The following is a 25,157-nucleotide window of genomic DNA, read 5'->3' as shown; positions in this document are numbered from 1 at the left end:
GTAGCGAGAGGGCAGTATGGCCACGTATTCTATCAACGATTTCCGTGTCGGGCTGAAAGTGATGCTCGACGGCGATCCCTGCAACATTGTCGAGAATGAGTTGGTCAAGCCGGGCAAGGGTCAGGCCTTCAACCGGGTCAAGCTGCGCAACCTCAAAACCGGTCGGGTCTGGGATCGGACCTTCCGCGGCAGCGAGAACCTGGAAGGTGCCGATGTCACCGACGAGAACATGGACTTCATTTTCAGCGATGGCGAGTTCTGGCACTTTATGGAGCCGGATACCTTTGAGCAACACCAGGCGGACAAGGCCGCCGTGGGCGACGCCGCCAAGTGGCTTAAAGAGCAGGACCGCTGTGTGGTCACGCTTTACAATGGCGCACCGCTGGCGGTGTCACCGCCCAACCATGTGGAGCTCGAAGTGGTCGAGACCGACCCTGGCCTGAAGGGCGATACCGCCCAGGGCGGCACCAAGCCCGCCACGCTGAGTACCGGCGCGGTGGTGAAAGTACCGCTGTTCATGAATCAGGGCGACGTCGTGCGTGTGGACACCCGCACGGGCGAATACCTGGGGCGCGCCTCCAAGGACTGATTGACCCGAGGGTGGGCCGCCCGGCCCACCTGCTCCACCTTTTTCGTTACAGCCCCCCTTCCCTTTGCTGACAACTCCTATGACTGACTGGCGACCCTCGGCTTCCCTATTTTATCTGCAGGCTCGGGCCCGTCTGTATCGACAGATACGCGAGTTTTTTACCGCGCGCGCCGTGATGGAAATCGAAGCGCCGGTCATGGGCGCCGCCGCCGTCACGGATCCTTACATCGAGTCTGTGTCGGCGCAGTGTGACGGGCGCACCTATTACCTGCAGACCTCCCCGGAATTCGCCATGAAGCGGCTGCTCGCGGCGGGCTCCGGCCCAATCTACGCGTTGGGCAAGGTGTTTCGCAATGGGGGTGAGTACGGGCGCAGACACAATCCGGAGTTTACTCTCCTGGAGTGGTATCGGCCCGGCTGGAATGACCATCAGTTGATGGACGAGGTCGAAGCCCTGCTGCTCCACTTGCGGCCGGGCCTGGAAGTCGCCCGGTTGAGCTACCGCGAATGGTTTCAGTCGCACCTGGCCGTCGATCCGCATACCGCCAGCGCGGCGGAGCTGGCCGCCATTGCCCGGGGCCGCATCGAGATTGACGTGGACGGGCCGGAGGCGGAGGACCGGGATCTCTGGTTGGATCTGCTGGTCACGCATGAGCTGGAAGCCACCCTGGGGCCGGGTCTGACGTTCGTGTACGACTACCCGCAAAGCCAGGCGGCACTCGCGCGCATCGAGCCCGACAGCCGGGGCCAGAGGGTCGCCCGCCGGTTTGAAGCCTTCATCGGAGGGATGGAGCTGGCCAACGGTTACTGGGAGCTGACCGATGCCGGGGAGCAACGCCGGCGCTTCGCCGCCGACCGGGACCGGCGCGAGGCCCTGGGGCTAACGCCTCATGCCGGTGACCCGAAGTTGCTCGCCGCCCTGGAGCAGGGCCTGCCCGATAGCGCGGGCGTGGCCCTGGGTGTGGATCGCCTGTTGATGTGTCTGCACGGCGCCCGGACCATCAGTGAAGTGATTCCCTTTGATCTGGATGCCCTGTGAAGGGCGCTGATAGGTTTTGACAATCACGCGCTTAGCCTGAATCCGGGCGTCATCCGGGTGGGGGTGTACTAAACTGTAGTAGACCCCAATAACAGGGCGCGGCCTCACCCCCTCACCTGGAGAGCATCGCGCCAATGGTACAGTGGAGCCGCTCATGCGCATTCAGTACAGTCTCACGGTCCCATCGGGTTCGGCGCCTCTGGTGCTGACGAGTGGGCCGCGCCGGGTGGAAATTCATCTGCGTCACGATGAGGCGGGTCTGTTTGCCCTGATCGCCTTCGCCGGTGAAGAGGGGCCGCCCGAGCGCACGATCATGCAGGGGCCGTTCCAGAGCCTCGAGGAGGCGGTCGGTGCCCGGCGTGCCATCGCGACGCCGCTGCTTGAGCAGGGTTATTGCGTCGATAGCGACACTTACCCCATCTGGACGCTCGCCGCCCAGCGCAGCATCAATGCCGTGCGTGAGGGCCACCGCGCCAATGTGGTGAACTATCGGTTCGATCCCAAGGACGTGTTTCTCGATTGGTAGTGATGGACCGCCCGAAGGGTCACTCGCTGCTCCGGTCCCGTTCGTCTGTCGGGTCGCGGCGCTCGCGCTTGTCCGTTGCGACGACATCCTCCTCGGCGGCGTCTTCCTCCAGGCCCAGGCGTCTCGCCTGTCGGCGCCAGTGGCGACGGGCCAGTTCCTGCATGTCGCGCGTTTTGTCTTTTTCGTCCACGATCTCCAGTCCCAGCAGCGTTTCCAGTACATCCTCCAGGGTCACCACGCCGACCACCGAACCGTATTCGGTCACCACCAGAATGATGTGAGTGTGTTCGCGCAGAAACTCTTCCAATGCGTCGTTCAGTGACATGGTATCGAGCAGGGCGGGGATCCGCCGGTGAAAGGCTTTCAGGGGCTTGTCTCCCTCGCCCCGGGCCTGGGCGAGCAGCAGGTCATTGAGCAGCACAATGCCGTTGATCCGGTCCGGATCGTCTTCATAGATGGGGATGCGGGAAAAGGGCACCTGGCGGTGAGCGTCGAGAAACTCCCGGGCGCTCTGGCTCTGCTCCGCCGAAAAGAGCACCACCCGCGGGGTCATGACCTCCTTGATCAGTGTCAGGCGCAGCTTCATCAGGTTTTTCAGTATGTCCGACTCGCGGTCGTCCAGATGGCCTTCGCGCGAGCTCAGCTCCGCCATGGCGGTAAATTCGCTCCGGTCAAATCCGGCGTAATGCGGACCGGAGCGGGTCAGCAGACGGGTAATCGCCTCCGACAGTTTGATGAACGGCTGCAAGAGAATGATCAGGTATTTGAGGCTGTACGCCGTCGCCGGCGCCAGCGGGCGCCAGTAGTGAGCACCCAGCGTTTTGGGGATGATCTCCGAGAACACCAGGATCAGAAAGGTCAGAATGGCCGAAAAAATGCCCAGGGCGGAGCTGCCAAAAACCACCGTGGCCTGAGCGCCGGCACCCGCCGCGCCCACCGTATGGGCCACAGTGTTGAGCGTCAGGATGGCGGCCAGTGGGCGGTCGATCTCGCTCTTGAGCTTGTGTAGCAGTGCCCCCGAGGGTTTGCCTTCGCGCTCCAGCACTGATGCGTGCGCGCCGGTCACACTGAGCAGCACGGCTTCGGCAATGGAGCACAAAAAAGACACAGCCAGTGCCAGCAGAATGTAGATGATAAGCAGCGTCATAGTGAGGCCTTTCCCGGTGAGCCAGCCATGGTAGCAGTTATTGCGCTCCGGGCAATTTTATGAGGGTGGCATCATCTTCGAGTTGCGTGGCCCGGCTGTGCATAAACGGGGTATTGCTATCTCGGCCAGGCAATTTTTGAGCGATGACCGATGCCTTTGTCTCCATCTGGCCCCCGCGCCCAGCCGGGCAGGGCTCGAAAAAGGCCCGCAGGTCATGTGCCAGGGCGCGGAGGTCAGTCCGGCTCGGTGAGCGTTTCGCTGGCCTGGATCTGGTTGCGCCCCTGCTTCTTGGCCCGGTACATGGCCTGGTCCGCGGCGCGCATCAAACCGAGCTCGGTACTTGCGTGGTCGGGGAACAACGCCAGACCGATACTGGTGGAGATGGTCAGCGTCAAGTGGCCCACGGGGATGGGGCGCTCGCAGGAGCGGCGGATTTTCTCCGCCACCGCCTGCGCCTCCTCGAGGCTGGTCACGGTCTCCAACAGCACCACAAACTCGTCCCCGCCCAGGCGCGCCACCGTGTCCGCCGCGCGCAGATTGACGGTCAGTGCCTGGGCCACCTGCTGCAATAACTGATCTCCCAGATCGTGCCCGTACTGGTCATTGATGGTCTTGAAGTTGTCCAGGTCGATGAACATCAGTGCCAGCCGGTTGTTGAGCCGGGTGGCGCTTTTGATCGCGTGCTCGAGCCGGTCGCTGAACAGGGCCCGGTTGGGCAGCTGGGTCAACGGGTCGTGTTGTGCCATGTGGCGCATATGATCTTCGATCTTCTTGCGCTCGGTCACATCGCTGATGAACCCGTACCAGCGCGTCGTGCCGTCGTTCAGCCGCTCGGGTTGAGCGGAGCCCTCCAGCCACTGAATGCCGGCGACGGGAAGAATCACCCGGAACTCCAATCTCCACCGGCTCAAATGACGGGCCGAATGAATGATGGACGCCTTGAAGTCGTTGTAATCCTTGGGGTGTACCCGTTTGAACAGGTGATAGATGTCGTGAACCACCTCCTCGGGCGAGATCTCGGCGTACTTCTCCACCTGCCGGCTGACAAATGGCATGCTGAAGCGGCCATCGGGCGCCATTTCGAACTGGTAGATCACCCCCGGGGCCTGCGACGTCAGGTTGTCGAGCATTTTGATCCGTTCGCTCGCCGACTGGATGTCGGCGCGCTCCTTGTACACCTGTCCGATCTGATAGCTGAGCACCTGCGCCAGCAGCAGCACTTCAATCAATACCGCCACCATGCCCAGGTGCTCTACCAGGTACAGTGGGGTGCTCAGGCTCTGCAGCGAGATCGCGACCAGCGCGGGTACGGCAAAGGCGGCGTTGGCGATGAGGTACAGGCGAGCCACCTTGCTGCCCTGCAGGCTGCGGGTAATGCCGCTGATCAGGCCATAGAGCGCGAACACCGCCACGCCGGCGCGACAGAATTCCATCGACCAGTTGGGCGCGAGCAGGGCCAGGGGCCAGAAACTGATCAGTAGCCCCATGGCGCTCACCCCGAGCCAGTACAGCGTGGGCTGCTCGGCCCGCCCGATGCGAAGCAGGCGCATGACAAAGGCGATATAGATGACGTTGGACAGCAGAATGGGGGTGCTGGTCAGGTAGAACCAGGTCCAGCCGAACAGATGGCTGTACACCAGCAGTGCCGCCCCGTTGTAGAGGAGGTTGCCGGTGATGAACAGGGCATAGAGCAGGTCGGTGCGCGAGCCGCGCCACACCGCCATGACCGAGTAGTAGAAAATCAGCGCGAGAAAAATCCCCAGGCCGATCAGCGTGAGGCTCTGGGTGTAGGGAATCTGCCGGACATAGTCCGCCTCGTAAAACACCCGGGGCTTGGGCAGCGCCAGGTAAAAGGGGCTTTCCATCCGGGTGAAGACCCGGTATTCACCGGCGGGAAGCGCCAGCCGCTGGCCGTGGCGCAGAAAATACTGATAATCCTCGGGCCGGCTCAGTCCGCCGCTGAGTTGGGCGACAGGCGAGCCGCTGGCATCCAGAACATGGTGGGTGAAGAAATCCAGGGTCGAGGAGCTGGTGAAGTCCAGTACGATCGTCTCATCCCGAGTCAGTGTGAAGGTCAATTCATGCCACAGGACGCCGCCACCGGCATGGCTGACTTCGACCGGGGGAAACGTCAGGTCCGGTGCCAGCCCACGGTCGAAACGGGTGCCATCCTCCAGTGCTATCCACTGGCCGGACTGCGGCGGGGCCTCTGCTCCGTCTGCACTGCCTGCATCCTCCGTACCCTGCACACTGACGGCGCCGCCCACGGCGCCCGCGCTTTCAGCACCTTCAGCCCCTGGCGCCGAGGCCAGGCCGAGCAGCAACCCGGTTAACAGCAAGAATCTCAGCAAACAGACATCCTTCACAATGGAGTCGATGACAACGTGCGCACACCGGCTAAGCATTGACCACAAATCCCGGCTTGGCAACTGGCGCTCGGCAATACCGCCCCCCGGCATGATGTAAGGGGTTGGCGCATTTTTCATTGAAAGCGTGGAAATAGCAAGTATCGGCCGGAGGTTCATAAACTGAACAATTTTCTCCGGCCTTGCCCTTATAGGGTTTGGCGCAGTTACCCAGCTGTCATTCACAGCTTTGTGCACAGGTTTTGTGGACAGCGCGCGGTCCGGTTGCGGCTCGCTCTGGCGCTGTGGATATTCCTTTGATGTCAGTTTGACGTAGAATGGGGGCCTATTCATAGTTTGGAGGACTGTCTATGGAGGCACTGCCGGAAACATTGCGGGAAAACGTGCGTCTGCTGGGTGAACTGCTGGGCGATACCATTCGCGACCACGAGGGCGAGGCGCTATTCCAGAAAATCGAGGATATTCGCCAGCTGGGCAAAACCATCCAGCAGTCCGAAGATGAAGACTCGGCCCCCCTGGTGGAGCGGCTCGGTGAGCTGGATGATCGGGATGTTCTGCCGCTGGTGCGGGCTTTCAACCAGTTCCTGAATCTGGCCAATATCGCCGAGCAGGAGTACTTTTCCAGTGCCGAGGCCGAGTCGGAAGATGGCCTGAAAAACCTGTTGCTGGAGCTGTCTGACACCTACGGGCGGGATCGGCTGGCCGATGTCATCGGCGATCTGAGCATCGAGCTGGTGCTGACTGCTCACCCGACAGAGGTGACCCGGCGTACCCTGATCCGCAAATACGACCAGGTAGTGCACACCCTGGGGGACCGCCAGCGCGGCAACCTGCTCACCTATGAGCAGGACAAACACCGCGGCCGGCTGCACCGGTTGGTGGAAGAGATCTGGAGTACCGATGAGATCCGCAGCGAGCGGCCCACGGCCGTGGATGAAGCCAAGTGGGGCTTTGCGGTGATCGAGAACAGCCTCTGGCAGGCGGTCCCCGATTTTATTCGCCACCTGGACCGGCTTTGTTGTCGCCATCTGGATCAGTGTCTGCCCACTGACCTCAAGCCCTTCAAGTTCTTCTCCTGGATGGGCGGGGACCGTGACGGCAACCCCAACGTGACCCATGAAGTCACCCGTGAAGTGCTGCTGCTGGGCCGGTGGATGGCGGCGGAGCTGTACCTGCGCGATATTTTCAATCTGGGCAATGACCTGAGCATGCACCAGGCCAACGAGGAGTTGCGGGCCGTATTCCCGGACAGTGTCACGCCCTATCGGGATCTGTTGCTGGATTTGCGTCGCCGGCTGCAGGCCACCCTGGAGTGGACCGAGACCCGCCTCAAGGGGCGCACCCCCGAGGCGTCCGACGCGGTGATCCGCACGCGCGAGGATCTGCTCGAACCGCTGATGCTGTGTTACCGCTCGCTGCGCGACGTGGGCCTGCCTCATGTTGCCAATGGCCCACTGATGGATACCATCCGGCGTATTCACAGCTTCGGTATCAACCTGGTACCGCTGGATATTCGCCAGGATGGCGAGCGCCACATCAAGGCCATGGATGAGTTGACCCAATACCTGGAGCTGGGTCGTTATCTGGAGTGGTCGGAAGAGGAAAAGCAGGAATTTCTGCTCGAGCAGTTGGACAACAAACGGCCGCTGCTGCCCGCCAAATGGCCCATGAGTGACGAGACCGCCGAGGTGTTGGCCACCTGCCGGGTGATTGCCAACGAGCCGCGCGAAACCCTCTCACACTACGTCATTTCCATGGCCCAGCAGCCGTCGGACGTACTGGTGGTGGCGCTGCTGCTGCGCGAGTGCGGCATGGACTGGAACATGCCCATCGTGCCCCTGTTTGAAACCCTGGACGACCTGGATCGGGCGCCTTCGGTGATGAACCGCCTCTGGCAACTGCCTTGGTATCAGGATTACATCGCGGGTCGGCAGACCGTCATGATCGGTTATTCCGACTCGGCCAAGGATGCCGGCAAGTTCGCCGCCACCTGGGCCCAGTACAAGGCGCAGGAGAAACTGGTGGCCCACGCCGAGCAGCAGGGCGTCAATCTGGTGTTGTTCCACGGCCGCGGCGGTACCGTCGGTCGCGGTGGTGGCCCGGTGGAAAAGGCCATGGCGTCCCAGCCGCCGGGGTCGGTGCGCGGCCAGATCCGGGTGACCGAGCAGGGCGAGATGATCCGCTACAAGTTCGGCCAGTCCCGGGTGGCGTTCAGCAGCTTCTCCACCTATGTCTCGGCCACCCTGCGGGCCACACTCATGCCTCACCAGGGGCCCTCGCAGGAGTGGCGCGACCTGATTGAGCGCATGGCCCAGAGCAGTCTCGAGGCCTACCGGAGCGTGGTGCGCGGTCACCCGAAATTCGTGCCCTACTTCCGCAGCCTGACTCCGGAGCAGGAGTTGAACCTGCTGGCTCTGGGCAGTCGCCCGGCCAAGCGCAAGGCGACCGGCGGCGTGGACAGCCTGCGCGCGATTCCCTGGGTTTTTGCCTGGATGCAGGTGCGTTTGAACCTGCCTTCCTGGCTGGGCACCCGCCAGGCGCTGGAGTACGGGCTGGAGAACGCTCCGGGAACGCTGGTGGATATGCTGGAAAACTGGCCGTTCTTCTCCAGCTTTCTGGATCTGCTGGAAATGGTGGTGGGCAAGTCCGACCTGGCGATTTCCACCTATTACGAGAAAGAGCTGGTGCCGGCCGATCTGCACGGACTGGGGCAGCAGTTGCGCTCCGATCTGGCCGCGCTGGAGGTGTTGATCAACCGGATCAAACACCAGGATCAACTGCTCAATGACGAGCCGATGCTCCAGCGGGCACTGAGCGTGCGCAAACCCTATGTGGATCCGCTCAACTACTTGCAGGTCGAGCTGCTCAAGCGCCATCGCAGTGGCAATCCCATCAGCCCCGAGCTGGAACGGGCGCTCAAGGTCACCATGGCGGGTATTTCCGCCGGGATGCGCAATACCGGTTAATCGGCCCCGGAAGCCCCGGAGGCGGTGTCGGTTGTGGAGGGATCCGGGTTGGACCCGATGCGAGTCAACAGCTCGTCCAGGGTCTCGCCCGGCTGGTATTCGCCCGCGCGGGCTTCCAGCTCAATACCGGTGAGTACCTCCTCGCCCTCTTCGCTGGTCATGAGCACATGCTCGACGCGGCTGCGAATCTGGTTAGCCAGCTCTTCGGCCTCGCGTTCGCTGGCATTGGGCAGCAGGATGGCAAAGCGCCGTCCTCCCAGGCGTGCGGCGACATGCTCCGGGCGCAGGTGCCGGCGGATGGCTTTGCTCACCCGGATCAGCACATCGTCTCCGGCCTGAAAGCCCAGCCGGCGATTGAGTGGCGTGAGGTTCATGATCCGAAGGCTCAGAAGCACGGGTCGATGCCCCCCGGCGCCGGCCTGCTCGATGAGCGGCCCGCAAACGGAGAAGAAGTAGCGGCGGTTATAGAGCTGAGTGAGCTGATCGATGGTCGCCAGATCCCGCTCGATATTCTGGTAGCTGCCGAGCATCAACCGGCTCAGCCGGTAGGCCCGGCCCAGCTGAAACAGACCCACCGTGGCCAGCATCAGCCCGGCGGGGCTGAGCGTCAGAGTAAAGGCCTTGGCGAGCCACCAGTCGGACAGAATCAGTTGGTTGAGCAATTCCTGCCAGGATCCGAGAAAAATCAGTCCCAGCCCGATGGTCAGTTTCTCGGCGATGGATTTGCGCACGGGCAGATAGGCCGCCGTGGCGAACAGGGTAAAAAGAGTCAGGCAGAGCACCAGCTCGCGCAGTACAATGGGCCAGTCCACCTGTTCCAGTGGCACGGGAGCGCCACCGTAAAATAGTGCCAGGGCCCAGGCAAACGCGAACAGGGCGGTAGACAGCAAGGTGATCAGGGCGAGGGAAAATCGGCTCAGCATCTGGGTCCGCTTGTCAGAATGATGGATTGATTTCAGGGCCTCCTGATTGATGCTGGCATTGGCCATCATCAATCGGGACACCCCAAGTGTAGCAGGCTCCCGGACCGGTCGAGGGCTCCGGGGGCCCGCAATATTGGCACGAGAGTAAAGGTTATGAGTGCAGACAAGCCCGACGAGCTGGAAATATTTCGGCGGGAAATGCGCGACGTGCGTCCGATCAAGAGCGAGCCCAAGGTGCCGCTGGCGCAGCGCGACGCCGATCCTCTCACTTTGGCCCAGCGTCGCGAAGCGGCGGTGGCCCAGGCGGTGGGCGCCGAGAGCAACTTCCTCTCCGGCGAGTACGTGCCTGAGTTGAACCCCCACGACCTGCTGGCGTTCAAACGCGACGGGGTGCAGAACGGGGTCTATCGCAATCTTCGCCTGGGCAAGTACACCATCGACGCCCGACTGGACCTGCACCGGATGACCGTGGAACAGGCGCGCCGGGCGGTGTTTGGTTTTGTGCAGGACTGTATGGCGCAGGACATCCGCTGTGCGCTGATCACCCACGGTAAGGGAGTGGGGCGCGAGCGTCCGGCGTTACTCAAAAGCTGTGTGGCGCACTGGTTGCCACAGCTGCACGAGGTGCTGGCGTTTCACTCGGCCCTGAAACAGCACGGGGAGAGCGGCGCCACCTATATTCTGCTGCGCAAGAGCGAGCGCAAACGCCTGGAAAACTGGGAGCGCCAGCACAAGAAAAGCCGCAGCTAGCGTACCCCTTTACGACTCAGTTCGCTCCTGCACTAACACCCAGGGGCGGATCACCAGCGCCCAGACTTCGGTATTGCGCTCGTGCCAGGCTTGAGCCTTTTCATCCGGCACCGCGTCGACTTTTCCCTCTTCCATCCACTGTGAAATCTGCCGGGCATTGTCCTTTGCCAGCTCGGCTCCCACCGCTACCAGGTCCAGTTCCGGCGCCACCCGGATCGCGCGGCCGGCGGCAAAAAAGCGCTCCAGTTCGCGCCAGTGAATGGGAGCGGTCTCCAGGTTCAGCGTCGTTTCCAGAGGCAGTTGCGGATCATCGGTCATGGTGGTCAGTCATCAGTTCGTCAGAAAAGAAAAAACGGGTCAGGAATCTGCCCGGCTGAGCAGGGCGCGGGCCACACGGGAGGCGTTGTCGCGCCCCAGGGTGCGGCAGATGGTATCGCCCGCGTGCACCAGCGCCTCCAGATCGACCCCGTGTTCTATACCCAGGCCATTGAGCATATACACCACATCCTCGGTGGCGACATTGCCCGCAGCGCCGGGGGCAAAAGGGCAACCGCCCAGGCCGGCGACGGCACTGTCCACCACACTGATGCCATGGGTCAGGGCCACGTAAATATTGGCCAGTGCCTGCCCGTAGGTGTCGTGCATGTGCACCGCCAGGCGCTCGGGCGGAATCTCGGCCAGAAGCACATCGAGCAGTCGGGCGGTGTCGCCCGGCGTGCCCACGCCGATGGTATCGCCCAGCGACACTTCCCGGCAGCCCAGATCGAGCAGTTGGTGCGTCAGCGCCAATACCTGTTCGGGCGCCACCCGGCCGGTGTAGGGGCAGCCGAGCACGCAGGAAATGTAGCCGCGCACCGGCAGGTTCGCCTCACGGGCGCTGTGCATCAGGGGTTCGAAACGCGCCAGGCTGTCGTCGATACTGCAGTTGATGTTTTTCTGGCTGAAAGTCTCGGAGGCGGCGGCAAAGACGGCGACTTCATCCACACCGGCCGCCAGGGCCCGTTCGAAGCCGCGCTGGTTGGGGGTGAGGGCGGCGTAGGTGACGCCCGGGTGACGGCGCAGGTCGCGCAGAAGAGTATCGCTGTCGGCCATCTGGGGCACCCGCTCGGGGTGCACAAAGCTGCCGGCTTCCAGGTAACGCAGGCCCGCCTGCGCCAGCTGTTCCAGCAACTGGCGCTTGGCATCCAGGGAGACGGGGCGGGCTTCGTTCTGCAGCCCGTCCCGGGGCCCCACCTCCACCAGTCGGACAGACCGGGGAAGCGCGGGGCTCATGACCCTTCGAGTTCGCTGCGGCGCACCGGATCACCCACATCCAGAGAGCCGTCGATGCGCTGGACATCCGCCGGGGTGAGCATGCCCGCCACTTCCCGCAGCTGGAAGCTGTCGATCACATAGTCGTAGAGGGCATTGTAGTAATCGCGTTGAGCCTGGTAGACCGCTCGCTGGGCCAGCAGCACTTCCACCAGGTTGCGCGTGCCTACTTCGTAGCCGGACTGGGTCGCTTCCAGTGCACTCTCGGCCGACACGATGGCCTGCTGGCGGGCACGTACCTGAGAGACTCCGATTTGCACCGACAGGTGCAGTGATCGGGTGGACTGCACGACGTTTCGCTGGGTCCGGTTCATTTCGGCGCGTGCTTGCAGGTATTGGGCATGGGCCTGGCGGCGCTGGCCCGAAGTGCGTCCGCCCGAGAACAAGGGAACGTCCAGACTGATGGTGAAGCTGTGCCCCTGGGTCTCGGAGTCACTGGTGATGTTGCCAATATCGCCGCCAAAATACTGATCGCCCTCGGATTGGGTGTCATTGTAACCCGCTGAGGCGGAGAGGGTGGGCAGGTGCTGGGACCTGGCGGCTTTGGCGCTTTGTGAAGCCGCGCGGGCATTGAGCTGGGCCACTTCGAGTCGGTAGTTGTTCTGCAGAGCGAATTCCACCCATTCGTGCCGGTCAGCCGGCTGTGGGGGAACCACAGGAAAATCGTCGGCAAGTGGCGCGATCCGGTCATGGGGCTGCCCGGTGAGCACTTCGAGCGCCTCGTAGGCGATACCCAGGTTGCCCTCGGCCTCCAGGGCGGCGGCGGCCGCGGTGTCGTACACCGATTGGGCTTCGTGCACTTCGGTGATGGCGGTCAGGCCGACGTCGTAGCGCTGGGAGGTCTGTTCCAGTTGCTGCTCCAACGCTTTCTCTTCCGCCCGGGCGGTTTCCAGATTGTCAATGGCTCGCAGGACGTTGAAGTAAGCCTCGGCCACCCGCACGATCAGCGACTGCTGGTCGGCGCCAAACTGCACCTCGGCCAGTTCGCTCAGCGTGGAGCCGCGCTTGTACTGGTACCAGGCCGCCATGTTGACCAGCGGCTGATCCAGCGAAATGCTCCAGCCGGAGCGTTCGCGTTCGGTGACCTGGGAGGTGTTCGCGGTGTTGTCGAAGTTGTCGTCCTCCGACTCGGTATAGAAAGCCCGCGCATTGATCTGTGGGAGCAGGCCGGCCCGCCCCAGAGTGCGGTTTTCCTGGCCGGCCACGTAGGCGGCGCGATCGGCTTCCAACTGAGCGTCGTTCTCCAGCGCCAACTCGTAGATGTCCAGCAGCGAGTTGGCACTCGCGCTCAGCGGAGCGAGGGCCAGAAGAGCGAGACACCAGAGGGTATGGGTTGTTTTCATGTGAGTTCCTGTCCGTTGATTTCCACATTTGGAACGCCGTGGTGGGTAAGTCGGGAGTTTACTCACTCGGCCGCTGCAGGTCGAGTCTGCTCGTGGGGCAAGTTGTTAAAAAAGGTAAACCAGAGTAAGCGCCTCAGGGCAGTACGCTTACTTTACAGCGCTGGATGACTGCAATAGACTGTTCGGCGTTGGTCGGGCGCTGTCTGCAAAGTGAAAGCGGGCGTCAGCCAACACGAACTTCGTCGGGGTGCCCGGACAATGTCCGGGCTGAGATTTTACCCGCAGAACCTGATCCGGTTAATACCGGCGTAGGGAACGAAAGCCAGAACAGCCCCTCCGGTGTCCTCCACCGAAGTTCCATCCGTTGTTGATGCTTGCGTTACCCGCGCCACTGTTTTTTGGAGTGGACCGCGTGAACGATGCCTTTGTTCGACCCGAATCACCGAGTGCGCCCCCGGTCGCGCTGACCATCGCCGGCAGCGACAGTGGCGGCGGGGCCGGCATTCAGGCCGACCTCAAAACCTTCGCCGCCCTGGGTGTGTACGGCTGCAGCGCCCTGACCGCACTTACTGCGCAGAACACCCGCGGCGTGCAGTCGGTGCACCCGGTGCCGCCGGCATTCGTCAGTGCCCAGTTGCGTTCGGTACTGGCGGATTTTCCGGTGTCGGCCGCCAAAACGGGCATGCTCGCCAATGCCGATATCATCCGCGCCCTGCTTGATACCCTGGGCGAGTTTGAGCCCAGGGCGCTGGTGGTGGATCCGGTGATGCTTGCCACCAGCGGCGACCGCTTGCTGGAGCGCGAGGCCGAAGCGCTGTTGATCCGCGAACTACTGCCCCGCGCCACCCTGATTACCCCCAACCTGCCCGAAGCGGCGGCCCTGCTGGGTGAGGGCATTGCCCGTACGCGGGATGACCGCTGGCGCCAGGCCGAGCGCCTGCTGGCGCTCGGGCCCGAGGCCGTGCTGCTCAAAGGCGGCCACGGGACCGGGCCCGACGCCGAGGACCTGCTGCTCGGTGCCGGGTTCAGCGAAACCTTCTCCCGCCCCCGTCTGGATACACCCAACACCCACGGCAGTGGCTGCACCCTGGCCGCCGCCATTACCGCCGGGCTGGCCCGCGGGCTGAGTCTTCCCGGCGCGGTCGGTGAGGCCAAAGGTTATCTGCAGGGCGCGCTGGCCGCCGGTGCCCGCTGGCAGCTCGGTGGAGGCGCCGGCCCCCTCAACCATTTCCATCATCAGATGTCAATCAACATCAATTAACTGTCATTGAGTTTCCACCGATCAAGGAGCACACACCCATGAGTCCCAAAAATGCCACAGCCCAGTCACTGAGCGATGCCGCCCAGGTGGACGAAGCTTCGATACAGCCGCTGCCCGGTTCGCGCAAAATTTACGTCACTGGTTCGCGCCCGGACCTGCGCGTGCCCATGCGCGAAATCACGCTGGACGACACGCCCACCGAGTTCGGCGGTGAGCCCAATCCGCCGCTGCGGGTGTACGATACCTCCGGCCCCTATACCGATCCGGAGGCGAGCATCGACCTGCGCCGGGGCCTGGCCGAAGTGCGCACCCCCTGGATTCTGGAGCGCAATGATACCGAGCAGCTCGAAGCCAGCCAGTCCAGCTTCCGGCAGGAGCGGCTGAATGATCCCGAGCTGGCCAAGCTGCGTTTCAACCTCACCCGCAAGCCGCGCCGGGCCAAGCCGGGCGCCAACGTCAGCCAGATGCACTACGCTCGCCAGGGCATCATCACCCCGGAGATGGAGTACATCGCCATTCGCGAAAACATGGCGCTGGCCCAGGCGCGCGAGCGCGGCCACCAGGAACTTCAGCACCCGGGCGAGAGTTTTGGTGCCGCCATTCCCGATGAGATCACCCCCGAGTTTGTGCGCGAGGAGGTGGCCCGGGGCCGGGCGATCATTCCCGCCAACATCAACCACCCGGAAATCGAACCCATGATCATCGGGCGCAACTTTCTGGTGAAGATCAATGGCAACATCGGCAACTCCGCGCTGGGCTCGTCGATCGAAGAGGAGGTGGCCAAACTGACCTGGGGCACACGCTGGGGCTCGGATACGGTCATGGACCTGTCCACCGGCAAGCACATTCACGAAACCCGCGAGTGGATTCTGCGCAACTCGCCCGTGCCCATCGGCACGGTACCCATTTACCAGGCGCTGGAGAAAGTCGACGGCGTGGCCGAGGATCTGAGCTGGGAGATCTTCCGCGACACTCTGATCGAGCAGGCCGAGCAGGGGGTGGATTATTTCACCATTCACGCCGGCGTGCTTCTGCGCTATGTGCCGCTGACTGCCAAGCGGGTGACTGGCATCGTCTCTCGCGGCGGTTCGATCATGGCCAAGTGGTGTCTGGCGCACCACAAGGAGAGCTTCCTCTACACCCACTTTGAAGAGATCTGCGAGATCATGAAGGCCTATGATGTGTCCTTCTCCCTGGGTGACGGCCTGCGCCCCGGCTCGGTGGCCGATGCCAACGACGAGGCCCAGTTCGCGGAGCTGGAGACCCTGGGGGAGTTGACCCAGATCGCCTGGAAGCACGACGTTCAGTGCATGATCGAGGGCCCGGGCCATGTGCCCATGCAGATGATCAAGGAGAACATGGACAAGCAGCTCGAGTGCTGTGACGAGGCGCCTTTCTATACCCTGGGGCCGCTGACCACTGACATCGCGCCGGGTTACGATCACATCACCTCGGGCATCGGCGCGGCCATGATCGGCTGGTACGGTTGTGCCATGCTCTGCTACGTGACGCCCAAGGAGCACCTCGGGTTACCCAACAAAAATGATGTGAAAGATGGCATCATCACCTACAAGATCGCCGCCCACGCGGCCGATCTGGCCAAGGGGCACCCTGGGGCGCAGCTGCGCGATGATGCGCTGTCCAAGGCGCGGTTCGAGTTCCGCTGGGATGATCAGTTCAATCTGGGGCTGGACCCGGATACGGCCCGCGCTTACCATGATGAGACTCTGCCCAAGGAGTCGGCCAAGGTGGCGCACTTCTGTTCCATGTGCGGACCGAAGTTCTGTTCGATGAAGATTTCCCAGGAGGTGCGCGAGTTCGCCGCGGCCGGCGGTCGTGTGACCGAGGAGGAGGGCGAGCAGGTGGTCCGCATGATTGATGTGGAGGCCGAGATGCAGGAGAAAGCGCGCGAGTTCCGCGAGCAGGGTGCGGAGTTGTATCAGAAGGTCTGATCTTCGGTGCTTGGGAGCGGCGGATGCGCTTGCCGCTTATCCGCCCTACGAATCGCCCGAAGGTTGCGTAGGGCGGATAAGCCTAAGGCGCATCCGCCGTAAATACACGTCAAGTGCGAGACCGGTCTTTCTACAAGGCCAACGACCCTGATATTTAACAATACGCAAACCCGAAAATCCCCATTAACCAACAGCAGTCAACGATCATGGCCAATACCCCCGACTGGAAAAAGCCCCCCTTCACCCGCGACGATGTGCGCATCACCCGACGCGAAACCCTCTACAAGGGCTTCTTCCGGGCCGACAAGGTCACCCTCAAGCACAAACTCTTTCGCGGCGGCTGGACCGAAGAACTCTCCAGGGAGCTTTTTCTGCGGGGCGAAGCGGTCGGTGTGCTGCTCTACGATCCCGATCGGGACCTGGTGGGGCTGGTGGAGCAGTTCCGTGCCGGGGCACTCGATGAACCCTCGGGCCCCTGGTGCATGGAAATCGTCGCCGGCATGATCGAAGACGGCGAGACCCCCGAAGATGTGGCCCGCCGAGAGCTGGTGGAAGAATCGGGCGTCGAAGCCGGGGAGCTGGAGTACATCTGCAACTACCTGCCCAGCCCGGGCGGCTCGGACGAGCGGATGCATCTGCTCTGCGCCCTGGTCGATCTCCGTCAGGCCGGTGGCATTCACGGTCTGGATGAGGAGCACGAGGACATCAAGGTCCATGTGATCCCCGCCGGGGAGGCGCTTGAGCGACTTTACTCGGGCCGCTTCAACAATGCCGCCGTGCTGCTGTGTCTGCAATGGCTGCAGATTCACCGGCCCCAGTTGCGACGTCAGTAAACGCCCCGTTTGCAGGGGCGGTCACACTCTGGCGTTCATTATTTGCTAGACTGGTCGCTTTACTCCCGTGCCGGCGCCCCGATCGAGCCGGGTGAAAACCCCTGTTGAGCCGTTGTGAGACCCAATTTGATGGTGAAAGCCCGCTACAAAGTCGATCTGTCGCGTCAGCTTGCCGAGTGTGAGGCCAATTACCTGCGCCTGCGCAAATTGATGCCCGAGGGTGACGGGGCTGAGCAGTGGCAGTTTGCCGTCGCCGGCGGCGGTCCGCGCTCGCACACCCGCATCCGGGTGCTGGAGCGCTCCCGCTACACCACCACGGTCCAGATCAAGCAGGCCGACGCCGGTGATCAACCGGACGCCTGGCTGCGGGCGCCGCAGCTGACCGTTCGCCTCTATCACGATGCCCATCTGGCCGAAGTGCTCGCCTGGGAGCGGCACCGCCGGCTCCACCCCCGCTACGATTACCCCAATCAGGCCATGTACCAGCAGGACGAGAAAGCCCAACTCAACCGCTTTCTGGGCGAGTGGCTGGGGCTCTGCCTGAAGCAGGGGCGCAGCCTGGAAACCGTCTGGTAAAAAGTTCGACAGCCTCGCAGTTTGCTGGCGTGTCTCTTGCGCCGCTCCTTCGTTGTGGTTATTCTCGGTGCAAATACCCGGGTTTTGTGGGGTGGACGGGGGTGTGAGAGCCAGATTGTCGACCGCTCGGGTGAGAATTTACACGGACATGAGATACGCGTGCGCCTGATTCAGATCACTGACTGCCATTTGGGCCCCCCCTCCGATCCGGAGCTGCTGGGCCTGAATACCGAACAAAGCCTGAATACCGAACAAAGCCTGGATGACGTACTCAGATTGGTTGCGCACGAACAGTCTGACGTCGATGCCCTGGTCTGTACCGGTGATATCGCCAGCGATGCCCACCCCGACTGCTATGGCCGGTTTGTGGAGATCCTGCGCCAACACTTTTCGGTGCCTCTGGGCTGGTTGCCGGGCAATCACGACTCGGCCTCGCTCATGGCCCAGATCGAGGATTTCGAGCATCCGGAGTCGCGCCTCATGGCGCTGGACGACTGGCTGGTGATACTGCTGGACTCGGCTGTGCCGGGGCAGGTGCACGGGCATCTGGCCGAGAGCGAGCTCGATTTTCTGCAGCAGACGCTTTCCTCCAATACCCATCGGCCCACGCTGGTCATGCTTCACCACCAACCGGTGCCGGTGGGCAGCGACTGGATCGATCAGTACATTCTCAACAATGCCGATGATTTCTTCCGGGTGATTGACGCCCACGACCAGGTCAAAGGCATTTCCTGGGGCCACGTGCACCAGTTCTACCAGGGCGAGCGCAACGGGGTTCAGCTGTTTGCCACGCCCGCCACCTGTATCCAGTTCAAACCGGGCAGTGAGAACTTTGCGCTGGATCATGCCATGCCGGGGTATCGCTGGTTTGAGCTGGGGGCGGACGGCCGACTGGAGACGGGTGTCTCGCGGGTGAGCGATCGGGATTATCACGTCGATTTCGAATCCCTCGGTTATTAGCGAACACGCGCTCAATGCCCACTCTGGTTTACATTCACGGGTTTCTAAGCTCGCCATCCTCCCGCAAAGCACAGAAAGTGGGCGCCTGGCTGGCCCGCGAGCGCCCGGACATCCGCTTCTGTTGCCCGCACCTGTCCCCCTATCCCGATCGGGCGGCCGACCAGCTGCAGACCTTGATCAACGCCGCCTCCCCGCCGGTCTACCTGATGGGCAGCTCGCTGGGCGGCTACTGGGCGACCTGGCTGGCCCAGCGCCATGCTCTGCGCGCGGTGTTGATCAATCCGGCCGTGCGCCCCTGGCAGTTCATGCCGGACTTTCTCGAGGTTGACCTCAAGGGCTATCACACCGATGATAGCTACCGCTTGGAGGCGCGCCACGTCGAACCGATCAAAACCTACGATGTGCCCGCCATCTCCCACCCGGAAAACCTCTGGCTGCTGGTCCAGACCGGCGATGAGACGCTGGATTACCGCCAGGCGGTAGCACACTACCGGGGGGCGAAACAGACGGTTGAGCCAGGCGGCGACCACGCCTTTCAGGGCTTTGAGCGCTATATTCCCCAAGCGCTCGCCTTTCTGGAACAGAGCGATTGAGTGGTGCGCTGCCCACCGATAACACAAAAATTCGAGACACTTGACTGACTTATGGCCAATTACTCTTCTGAAGATATTGAAGTCCTCACCGGGTTGGACCCGGTCAAAAAACGCCCGGGCATGTACACCGACACCACCCGGCCCAACCACCTGGCGCAGGAAGTGATCGACAACAGTGTCGATGAGGCGCTGGCGGGCCACGCCAAAAGCATTCAGGTGGTGTTGCACAAGGACCACTCGGTGACCATTTCCGACGATGGCCGGGGCATGCCGGTGGATATGCACCCCGAGCAGGGCAAGCCCGGGGTGGAAGTGATCATGTGCACCCTGCACGCCGGGGGCAAGTTCTCCAACAAGAGCTATCAGTTCTCCGGTGGTCTGCACGGGGTGGGGATCTCGGTGGTCAACGCTCTGTCGCAAACGCTGGAAATCACCATCAAGCGCGACGGCCAGGTGCATCGCATGGGGTTCCAGAACGGCGACAAGGCCACGGAACTGGAAGTGATCGATACCTGCGGCAAGCGCAATACAGGCACCAGCATCCGCTTTCTGCCCAACCCCAGCTATTTCGAGACCCACAAATTTTCCGTCAGTCGGCTGCGCCACAACCTGCGGGCCAAGGCGGTCCTGTGCCCGGGCTTGAGCGTGACCTTCAAAGATGAGCACTCGGGCGAGACCGATGAGTGGTACTACGAGGACGGGCTGAAAGATTATCTTCAGGGCGCCACCCAGGGCTGGGAGACGCTACCCGAGCAGCCGTTTGTGGGCGAGTTCAGCGGCAAGACCGAAGGCGTGGCCTGGGCGGTCCAGTGGCTGCCCGAGGGCGGCGAGCTGGTGCAGGAGAGTTACGTCAACCTGATTCCCACGGCCCAGGGCGGCACCCACGTCAACGGTCTGCGTACCGGGCTTCTGGATGCCCTGCGCGATTACTGCGAGTTCCGCAGCCTGCTGCCGCGCGGGGTCAAGCTGGCGCCCGAAGATGTCTGGGCCAACTGCAGCTATGTCCTGTCGTCCAAGCTGAGTGATCCCCAGTTTTCCGGGCAGACCAAAGAGCGCCTGTCCTCACGCGAAGCGGCCGCCTTTGTCTCGGGCGTGGCCAAAGATGCCATGGCGCTCTGGCTCAACCAGCACACCGAAGATGGCGACAAGCTGGCGGAGCTGTGCGTCAACAACGCGCAGAAGCGGGTGCGCTCCAGCAAAAAAGTCGCGCGCAAAAAAGTCACCCAGGGGCCCGCACTGCCGGGCAAACTGGCGGACTGCTCCAGCTCCGACCCGGTGCGCAGCGAACTGTTTCTGGTGGAGGGCGACTCGGCCGGTGGTTCGGCCAAGCAGGCCCGCGACCGGGAGTTTCAGGCGATCATGCCCCTGCGCGGGAAGATCCTGAACACCTGGGAAGTGGATGTGGGCGATATCTTCTCCAACCAGGAGGTGCACGATATCTCCATCGCCCTGGGGGTGGAGCCGGGCAATGCCGACCTGAAGTCACTGCGTTACCACAAGATCTGTATTCTGGCCGATGCCGACTCGGACGGCCTGCACATTGCGACACTGCTGTGCGCGCTGTTTGTCCGCCACTTCCGCCCACTGGTGGAAAACGGGCACATCTTCGTTGCCATGCCGCCCCTGTACCGGATCGACGTGGGCAAGGAGGTGTACTACGCCCTCGACGAGAGCGAAAAGAACGGCGTGCTCGATCGCATCGAGGCGGAAAAGAAGAAGGGGAAGGTCAACGTCCAGCGGTTCAAGGGGCTGGGCGAAATGAACCCCCTGCAGTTGCGCGAAACCACCATGGCCCGGGATACCCGCCGGCTGGTGCAGCTGGGCATTGATGATGCGGAGGCCACCATGATCATGATGGATATGCTGCTGGGGAAAAAGCGGGCCTCCGACCGGCGAACCTGGCTGGAGTCTAAAGGCAACCTGGCCGACATCGATCTCTAATTTAGGCAAAACGTTAGTGCATGATGGCTTTGTAAATTTGAGAAAAATTCGATTCGTTATGTATGTCCAGCGGCAATCGTAATTTTCTTGCTAAGTCGCTGGCGGAGATAATGCCCCTCAGTCGGCGTCGATCATCGTCAACGACAACACAGTGCTGCTGGCGGCTATCTTTAAGTGCGTTTATGACCTTTCTTATTGATGCCGTCGACAGCTCGGTGTATGTCAGTCCCTTCAGTTGATGTCTTGGATGCATGAAATCCCCGACGGAAAGATCCTCCCGCTTATGACCTTCAGATACTTTTATCATCATTTCCTGGGCGCTTATATCCTGAAAGCTGACAATTCCCAAAAAACGTTTGTCTTCATCCACAACGATCTTTAGGCGTACGTGGGCCTTTTGCATCAGCTTATCCGCATCGACTGCGCTGGTGTTCGCCTCGATAATCAGCGGCTTTGTGGTGGTGAAATCGGTAAACACGTCAAGTGCCGGAGATTCTACCGTAGTCTCCTCGCCAGACTCCGGCCACGCCAGTTCACTGGTAACATCGGCATTACATAACGCCAGCTTTTTCATTATCTATACCTCCTGTTTAAAAATATCACGACCCAGTCGTAAGCAACGCCTGTTATGAGCGTCGAACTCTTCGGTCGTCATGTGCCATCAGCGGGAAACTGCGGCTGATTCGCATAGCTAACTCCGTGCTTGTCGAGGTACTCCCGAATCATTTTGCGCACAACCTGCGAGGGCGTTACGTCCTGAGTAGCACACAGCTCCTCGAAGGCAGCCTTCTTTGTGGGGTCAATTAGTACCGTCAAACGCGCTGTCTTTTGTTCCATAGCATCTGTCTCTTTCAGTCTGTATCGCTCAATCAGTAGGACAATCAGCTTTGAGGGCGCCAACTGTTTCGGGGTTAGCGACTCATTCTGGCCTGTCCCTTGAGGTTAAGCATACCTGCAGAGTCTCAATAATCGAAGTATAACATTGTTAGAATGGTATGTTAATAATGGTATATCTCTGTTAACATTCCCACACTGTCCATAATGGCTAGGAGGAGATCCCTCGAGTGCCGCACAGAGCCCATTTGTTTTCCTTGCGTATCAGTCATGCCCTTCGCGAGAGCTGCTTGAACACCCCCTACACCAGGCAGCGCTTCAAAGGGGATCTGTTGGCGGGTTTGACGGTGGGGGTGATCGCCATCCCGCTGGCGATGGCGCTGGCAATAGCGAGTGGTGTGGCGCCGCAGTACGGCCTCTACACGGCCGCTATCGCAGGGTTTGTCATCGCATTGACGGGTGGCTCGCGCTTCAGTGTTTCCGGCCCCACGGCCGCTTTTGTGGTGATTCTTTACCCGATCACCCAGCAGTACGGCCTGGGCGGCTTACTCCTTGCCGGGCTGCTCGCCGGCTGCATGCTGATCGTTATGGCGCTGTTACGTCTCGGGCGGTTGATCGAATATATCCCCGAACCCGTCACGCTGGGCTTTACCGGCGGGATCGCCGTGGTGATAGCAACACTCCAGATCAAGGATTTCTTCGGGCTGCCGATCGCGACCATGCCTGAGCATTACCTCGACAAAATCATTCTGCTCGCCCAGTCGGCGGGTCTCGCACACTGGCCTAGCGTTGTTGTGGCACTGCTGACACTGGCGGTGATGGTCCTCTGGCCCCGGTTGAAAACCGCGGTGCCCGCCCATCTGCCCGCTGTGATCCTGGGCGCCTTAGCGGCGTTGGTTTTAAACAAGACGGGCTTCTCCGTCGACACCATCGACTCAAGATTCAGCTATACCCTGGCCGACGGCACTAGTGGCCAAGGCATTCCGCCCATCCTGCCAAGCTTTCAGTGGCCCTGGAATCAGCCGGGAGCTGACGGAGCCCGTTTGGTGTTTAGCTGGGACTTGCTGAGAGACCTGCTGCCGGCCGCCTTTGCTATTGCCATGCTCGGCGCCATCGAGTCGCTGTTATGCGCCGTCGTGCTGGATGGTATGAGCGGTAAACGACACAGCGCCAATAGCGAACTCCTCGGGCAGGGCATCGGCAATGTGGTTGTTCCCTTCTTTGGCGGCATTACCGCGACGGCGGCAATCGCTCGCTCCGCCGCCAACTTCAAAGCGGGCGCCCAATCGCCGGTGGCGGCCGCAGTCCATGCTTTGGTGGTCGTGCTTGGACTCGTTGCGCTGGCACCGTTGTTGGGGTATTTACCCATGGCGGGTATGGCGGCCCTGTTGGTGGTGGTTGCCTGGAACATGAGTGAAGCGCCCAAAAGCGTTCATATGCTGAAAACATCGCAGTCGAGTGACCGCTGGGTTTTCTTATGCTGCTTTTCGCTCACCGTGCTTTTTGACATGGTGATTGCGATTACGGCCGGCATCGTACTCGCGGCCATTCTATTTATGAAGCAGATAGCGGAAATGACCCGTGTTGTCGAGATCTCCGGAAACCCGGATTACCCGGTCGAAAACCTGCCACTCTCCTGCCGTATTTTCAAAATTACCGGTCCACTGTTTTTTGCTGCAGCCGACAAAATTTTTGGAGAGCTGACCCAATACTGCGAGAAGAATAGAACCATCATTCTCCACTTGGACCAAGTCACTGTGCTCGACGCCGGTGGAGTGTCCGCGTTGACCAAGCTAATAGCGCACTGTAGGACGACAGGTGCGGAACTCATATTGACCGATGTGCACTTTCAGCCAATGAAAACGCTCGTTAGGGCCGGTGTTGAACCCGTGGCAGGTGCGTTCCGCATACATCGAAACCTTAACGAGGCAATACGGGGCCTTTGATTTCATGGCTGAGAGACTCTTATGAAATTATCCACTGTAAAAGAAAAATTGTTAGCCGATGAGGTTATCATTTTTGATGTCATGCCCAACCCCAGCGATTTTTCAGAGTGGATCGTCTGGGCTCGCGAGCCATCGGGAGGAAGCTATTTATTGATAAACGACGATGAATCCATTGTCGGCTCAAAAGATGCCAACAGGATCCTTTTAGTATTGAAGGATCTTGGCGTCAGGAATGTACATTTTTCGCTCTGAATAGACTTTAACAGGCGTCAGAGCAGCTGAAGGAAAAACGTTATGCCTAAAGTTATTACGGTTATCGAAGGTGATGGTATTGGCCCCAGTGTTGTGGCTGCCGCCATTCAGGTTCTGGAAAAGGTTGGGTGTGACTACACCTACGTCTTTGCGGATGCGGGCGCCACCGCACTGGAAAAACGAGGGAGTCTGATTCCGGAGGCGACAATTAATGCGATTGAAAAACACAAGATCGTCCTGAAAGGCCCCCTAACGACCCCTATTGGAACTGGGTTTACCTCAGTGAATGTCAGCTTGCGTCAAATGTTTAACTTGTACGCCAATGTCCGCCCTGCGCTATCGTTTGAAGGGACTGCGGCTCGATATGAGAACGTCGATATCATTACAGTGCGAGAGAATACTGAGGGGATGTACTCAGGTATTGGTCAACAGCTTTCGGACGACGGCGAGGTGGCCGAGGCAACCAGTCGGATCACTCGCGATGGAGCGCGTAAAATAGCGACGTTTGCCTATGAGCTGGCGCGGAAAGAGGGGCGCAAAAAAGTAACGATAGTCCATAAGGCCAACATTCTAAAATCCACATCCGGGTTGTTCTTGCGCACGGCAAGGGAGGTGGCTGAGGCTTACTCTGACATTGAAACTCAGGAGATGATTGTCGACAACACCTGCATGCAGTTGGTGATGAACCCCGAGCAATTTGATGTGATATTAACGACCAATTTGTTTGGTGACATTATTTCTGATCTGTGCGCCGGTTTGGTCGGAGGTTTGGGTTTGGTTCCCGGCGCTAACATTGGTAAGGACTATGCAATCTTCGAGGCGGTCCATGGGAGTGCTCCGGACATTGCGGGAAAGGATATCGCCAACCCCACCTCAATGATTCTCGCGGCGGTGCAGATGTTGCAGTACCTCGGAGAACTTGAGAAGGCAGAACGCGTGCTAGCTGCGCTGCGCGATACCATCAAGTCCGGTGATCGAACAACTCGCGATTTAGGTGGCTCTCATGGTACAGAGGAGTTCACGCAGGCTGTGTTGAGTCGCTTGTAAGG

The 25,157-nt window shown here is 61.0% G+C and carries 23 protein-coding genes and 1 riboswitch; of the genes, 15 read left to right on the top strand and 8 right to left on the bottom strand.

Annotated features, from left to right (window positions below):
• The first annotated feature begins 16 nt into the window (after window positions 1-16).
• The 3 genes from efp to AAE484_RS05190 all read left to right on the top strand — a co-directional run bounded on the left by efp (window position 17) and on the right by AAE484_RS05190 (window position 2,154).
• On the top strand, window positions 17-589 hold the full coding sequence (efp, locus tag AAE484_RS05200; protein ID WP_341937282.1) for an elongation factor P: 573 nt from the start codon (window positions 17-19) through the stop codon (window positions 587-589).
• A gap of 79 nt (window positions 590-668) precedes the next feature.
• A complete protein-coding gene (epmA, locus tag AAE484_RS05195) occupies window positions 669-1,628 on the top strand; it encodes an EF-P lysine aminoacylase EpmA (RefSeq protein WP_341937281.1) in 960 nt (319 codons plus the stop codon).
• A 154-nt stretch (window positions 1,629-1,782) separates the two neighbouring features.
• Window positions 1,783-2,154, top strand: coding sequence for a PA4575 family protein (locus AAE484_RS05190; protein ID WP_341937280.1), 372 nt, complete (start codon window positions 1,783-1,785; stop codon window positions 2,152-2,154).
• A gap of 19 nt (window positions 2,155-2,173) precedes the next feature.
• Here AAE484_RS05190 and AAE484_RS05185 read toward each other — a convergent pair whose 3' ends face one another.
• Both AAE484_RS05185 and AAE484_RS05180 read right to left on the bottom strand, forming a co-directional pair.
• Window positions 2,174-3,301 carry a hemolysin family protein gene (locus AAE484_RS05185; RefSeq protein ID WP_341937279.1) on the bottom strand — a complete coding sequence of 376 codons (1,128 nt, stop codon included), beginning with the start codon at window positions 3,299-3,301 and terminating at the stop codon, window positions 2,174-2,176.
• A gap of 233 nt (window positions 3,302-3,534) precedes the next feature.
• The gene (locus AAE484_RS05180) at window positions 3,535-5,652 is read right to left on the bottom strand and encodes a diguanylate cyclase domain-containing protein (RefSeq protein WP_341937278.1); all 2,118 of its coding nucleotides are present in this window, start codon (window positions 5,650-5,652) and stop codon (window positions 3,535-3,537) included.
• Between the two features lie 365 nt (window positions 5,653-6,017).
• Here AAE484_RS05180 and ppc point away from each other — a divergent pair, with 365 nt between their 5' ends.
• Entirely contained in the window at window positions 6,018-8,633 is a 2,616-nt protein-coding gene (gene ppc, locus AAE484_RS05175) for a phosphoenolpyruvate carboxylase (protein WP_341937277.1), read from the top strand.
• On the opposite strand, the gene AAE484_RS05170 is transcribed toward ppc, so the two are convergent.
• On the bottom strand, window positions 8,630-9,637 hold the full coding sequence (locus AAE484_RS05170; protein ID WP_341937276.1) for a GGDEF domain-containing protein: 1,008 nt from the start codon (window positions 9,635-9,637) through the stop codon (window positions 8,630-8,632). The genes ppc and AAE484_RS05170 overlap by 4 nt on opposite strands.
• A 72-nt stretch (window positions 9,638-9,709) precedes the next feature.
• Between AAE484_RS05170 and smrA the strand changes: the two genes are divergently transcribed.
• A complete protein-coding gene (gene smrA / locus AAE484_RS05165) occupies window positions 9,710-10,306 on the top strand; it encodes a DNA endonuclease SmrA (RefSeq protein ID WP_341937275.1) in 597 nt (198 codons plus the stop codon).
• 9 nt (window positions 10,307-10,315) lie between these two features.
• Here the strand turns inward: smrA and AAE484_RS05160 are convergent, their stop codons facing one another.
• The 3 genes from AAE484_RS05160 to AAE484_RS05150 are packed head-to-tail and all read right to left on the bottom strand — an operon-like array spanning window position 10,316 to window position 12,960.
• Window positions 10,316-10,624: a DUF2288 domain-containing protein gene (locus tag AAE484_RS05160; RefSeq protein ID WP_341937274.1), complete on the bottom strand. Its 309-nt coding sequence runs from the start codon at window positions 10,622-10,624 to the stop codon at window positions 10,316-10,318.
• 39 nt (window positions 10,625-10,663) lie between these two features.
• On the bottom strand, window positions 10,664-11,578 hold the full coding sequence (locus AAE484_RS05155; RefSeq protein WP_341937273.1) for a hydroxymethylglutaryl-CoA lyase: 915 nt from the start codon (window positions 11,576-11,578) through the stop codon (window positions 10,664-10,666).
• Window positions 11,575-12,960: a TolC family outer membrane protein gene (locus AAE484_RS05150; RefSeq protein ID WP_341937272.1), complete on the bottom strand. Its 1,386-nt coding sequence runs from the start codon at window positions 12,958-12,960 to the stop codon at window positions 11,575-11,577. The genes AAE484_RS05155 and AAE484_RS05150 overlap by 4 nt, the downstream gene beginning before the upstream one ends.
• Window positions 12,961-13,193: 233 nt before the next feature.
• Window positions 13,194-13,292, top strand: a riboswitch (TPP riboswitch).
• A gap of 80 nt (window positions 13,293-13,372) precedes the next feature.
• On the opposite strand from AAE484_RS05150, the gene thiD reads away from it, so the two are divergent.
• The 7 genes from thiD (at window position 13,373) to parE (ending at window position 21,076) form a co-directional block, all read left to right on the top strand.
• The gene (thiD, locus tag AAE484_RS05145) at window positions 13,373-14,221 is read left to right on the top strand and encodes a bifunctional hydroxymethylpyrimidine kinase/phosphomethylpyrimidine kinase (protein WP_341937271.1); all 849 of its coding nucleotides are present in this window, start codon (window positions 13,373-13,375) and stop codon (window positions 14,219-14,221) included.
• 38 nt (window positions 14,222-14,259) lie between these two features.
• Window positions 14,260-16,173 carry a phosphomethylpyrimidine synthase ThiC gene (thiC, locus tag AAE484_RS05140; protein ID WP_341937270.1) on the top strand — a complete coding sequence of 638 codons (1,914 nt, stop codon included), beginning with the start codon at window positions 14,260-14,262 and terminating at the stop codon, window positions 16,171-16,173.
• Between the two features lie 206 nt (window positions 16,174-16,379).
• Window positions 16,380-17,006, top strand: coding sequence for an NUDIX domain-containing protein (locus AAE484_RS05135; RefSeq protein ID WP_341937269.1), 627 nt, complete (start codon window positions 16,380-16,382; stop codon window positions 17,004-17,006).
• A gap of 129 nt (window positions 17,007-17,135) precedes the next feature.
• Entirely contained in the window at window positions 17,136-17,582 is a 447-nt protein-coding gene (locus AAE484_RS05130) for a DUF1249 domain-containing protein (RefSeq protein ID WP_341937268.1), read from the top strand.
• 159 nt (window positions 17,583-17,741) lie between these two features.
• Window positions 17,742-18,542 (top strand): 3',5'-cyclic-AMP phosphodiesterase, encoded by an 801-nt coding sequence (gene cpdA, locus AAE484_RS05125; RefSeq protein ID WP_341937267.1) that lies wholly within the window; start codon window positions 17,742-17,744, stop codon window positions 18,540-18,542.
• 14 nt (window positions 18,543-18,556) lie between these two features.
• On the top strand, window positions 18,557-19,135 hold the full coding sequence (locus tag AAE484_RS05120; RefSeq protein ID WP_341937266.1) for a YqiA/YcfP family alpha/beta fold hydrolase: 579 nt from the start codon (window positions 18,557-18,559) through the stop codon (window positions 19,133-19,135).
• 51 nt (window positions 19,136-19,186) lie between these two features.
• Complete coding sequence (gene parE, locus AAE484_RS05115; protein ID WP_341937265.1) at window positions 19,187-21,076, top strand: DNA topoisomerase IV subunit B; 1,890 nt, start codon at window positions 19,187-19,189, stop codon at window positions 21,074-21,076.
• A gap of 13 nt (window positions 21,077-21,089) precedes the next feature.
• On the opposite strand, the gene AAE484_RS05110 is transcribed toward parE, so the two are convergent.
• Together AAE484_RS05110 and AAE484_RS05105 are read right to left on the bottom strand one after the other, a co-directional pair.
• The gene (locus AAE484_RS05110) at window positions 21,090-21,650 is read right to left on the bottom strand and encodes a CBS domain-containing protein (RefSeq protein WP_341937264.1); all 561 of its coding nucleotides are present in this window, start codon (window positions 21,648-21,650) and stop codon (window positions 21,090-21,092) included.
• Between the two features lie 77 nt (window positions 21,651-21,727).
• Window positions 21,728-21,913 carry a ribbon-helix-helix protein, CopG family gene (locus tag AAE484_RS05105; protein ID WP_341937263.1) on the bottom strand — a complete coding sequence of 62 codons (186 nt, stop codon included), beginning with the start codon at window positions 21,911-21,913 and terminating at the stop codon, window positions 21,728-21,730.
• A gap of 227 nt (window positions 21,914-22,140) precedes the next feature.
• Between AAE484_RS05105 and dauA the strand changes: the two genes are divergently transcribed.
• Genes dauA through AAE484_RS05090 form a run of 3 tightly spaced genes read left to right on the top strand, consistent with a single transcriptional unit; the run spans window position 22,141 to window position 25,155 of the window.
• Window positions 22,141-23,856 (top strand): C4-dicarboxylic acid transporter DauA, encoded by a 1,716-nt coding sequence (gene dauA, locus AAE484_RS05100; RefSeq protein ID WP_341937262.1) that lies wholly within the window; start codon window positions 22,141-22,143, stop codon window positions 23,854-23,856.
• Between the two features lie 21 nt (window positions 23,857-23,877).
• Window positions 23,878-24,108, top strand: coding sequence for a hypothetical protein (locus AAE484_RS05095; protein WP_341937261.1), 231 nt, complete (start codon window positions 23,878-23,880; stop codon window positions 24,106-24,108).
• Between the two features lie 42 nt (window positions 24,109-24,150).
• Window positions 24,151-25,155 (top strand): isocitrate dehydrogenase, encoded by a 1,005-nt coding sequence (locus tag AAE484_RS05090; protein ID WP_341937260.1) that lies wholly within the window; start codon window positions 24,151-24,153, stop codon window positions 25,153-25,155.
• Window positions 25,156-25,157 lie beyond the last annotated feature (2 nt).

This window comes from Marinimicrobium sp. C2-29 (assembly GCF_038419845.1).
Lineage (GTDB): Bacteria > Pseudomonadota > Gammaproteobacteria > Pseudomonadales > Cellvibrionaceae > Marinimicrobium.
The sequence above is the reverse complement of the archived record's forward strand: the minus strand, read 5'-3'. Positions and strand labels throughout refer to the sequence as shown.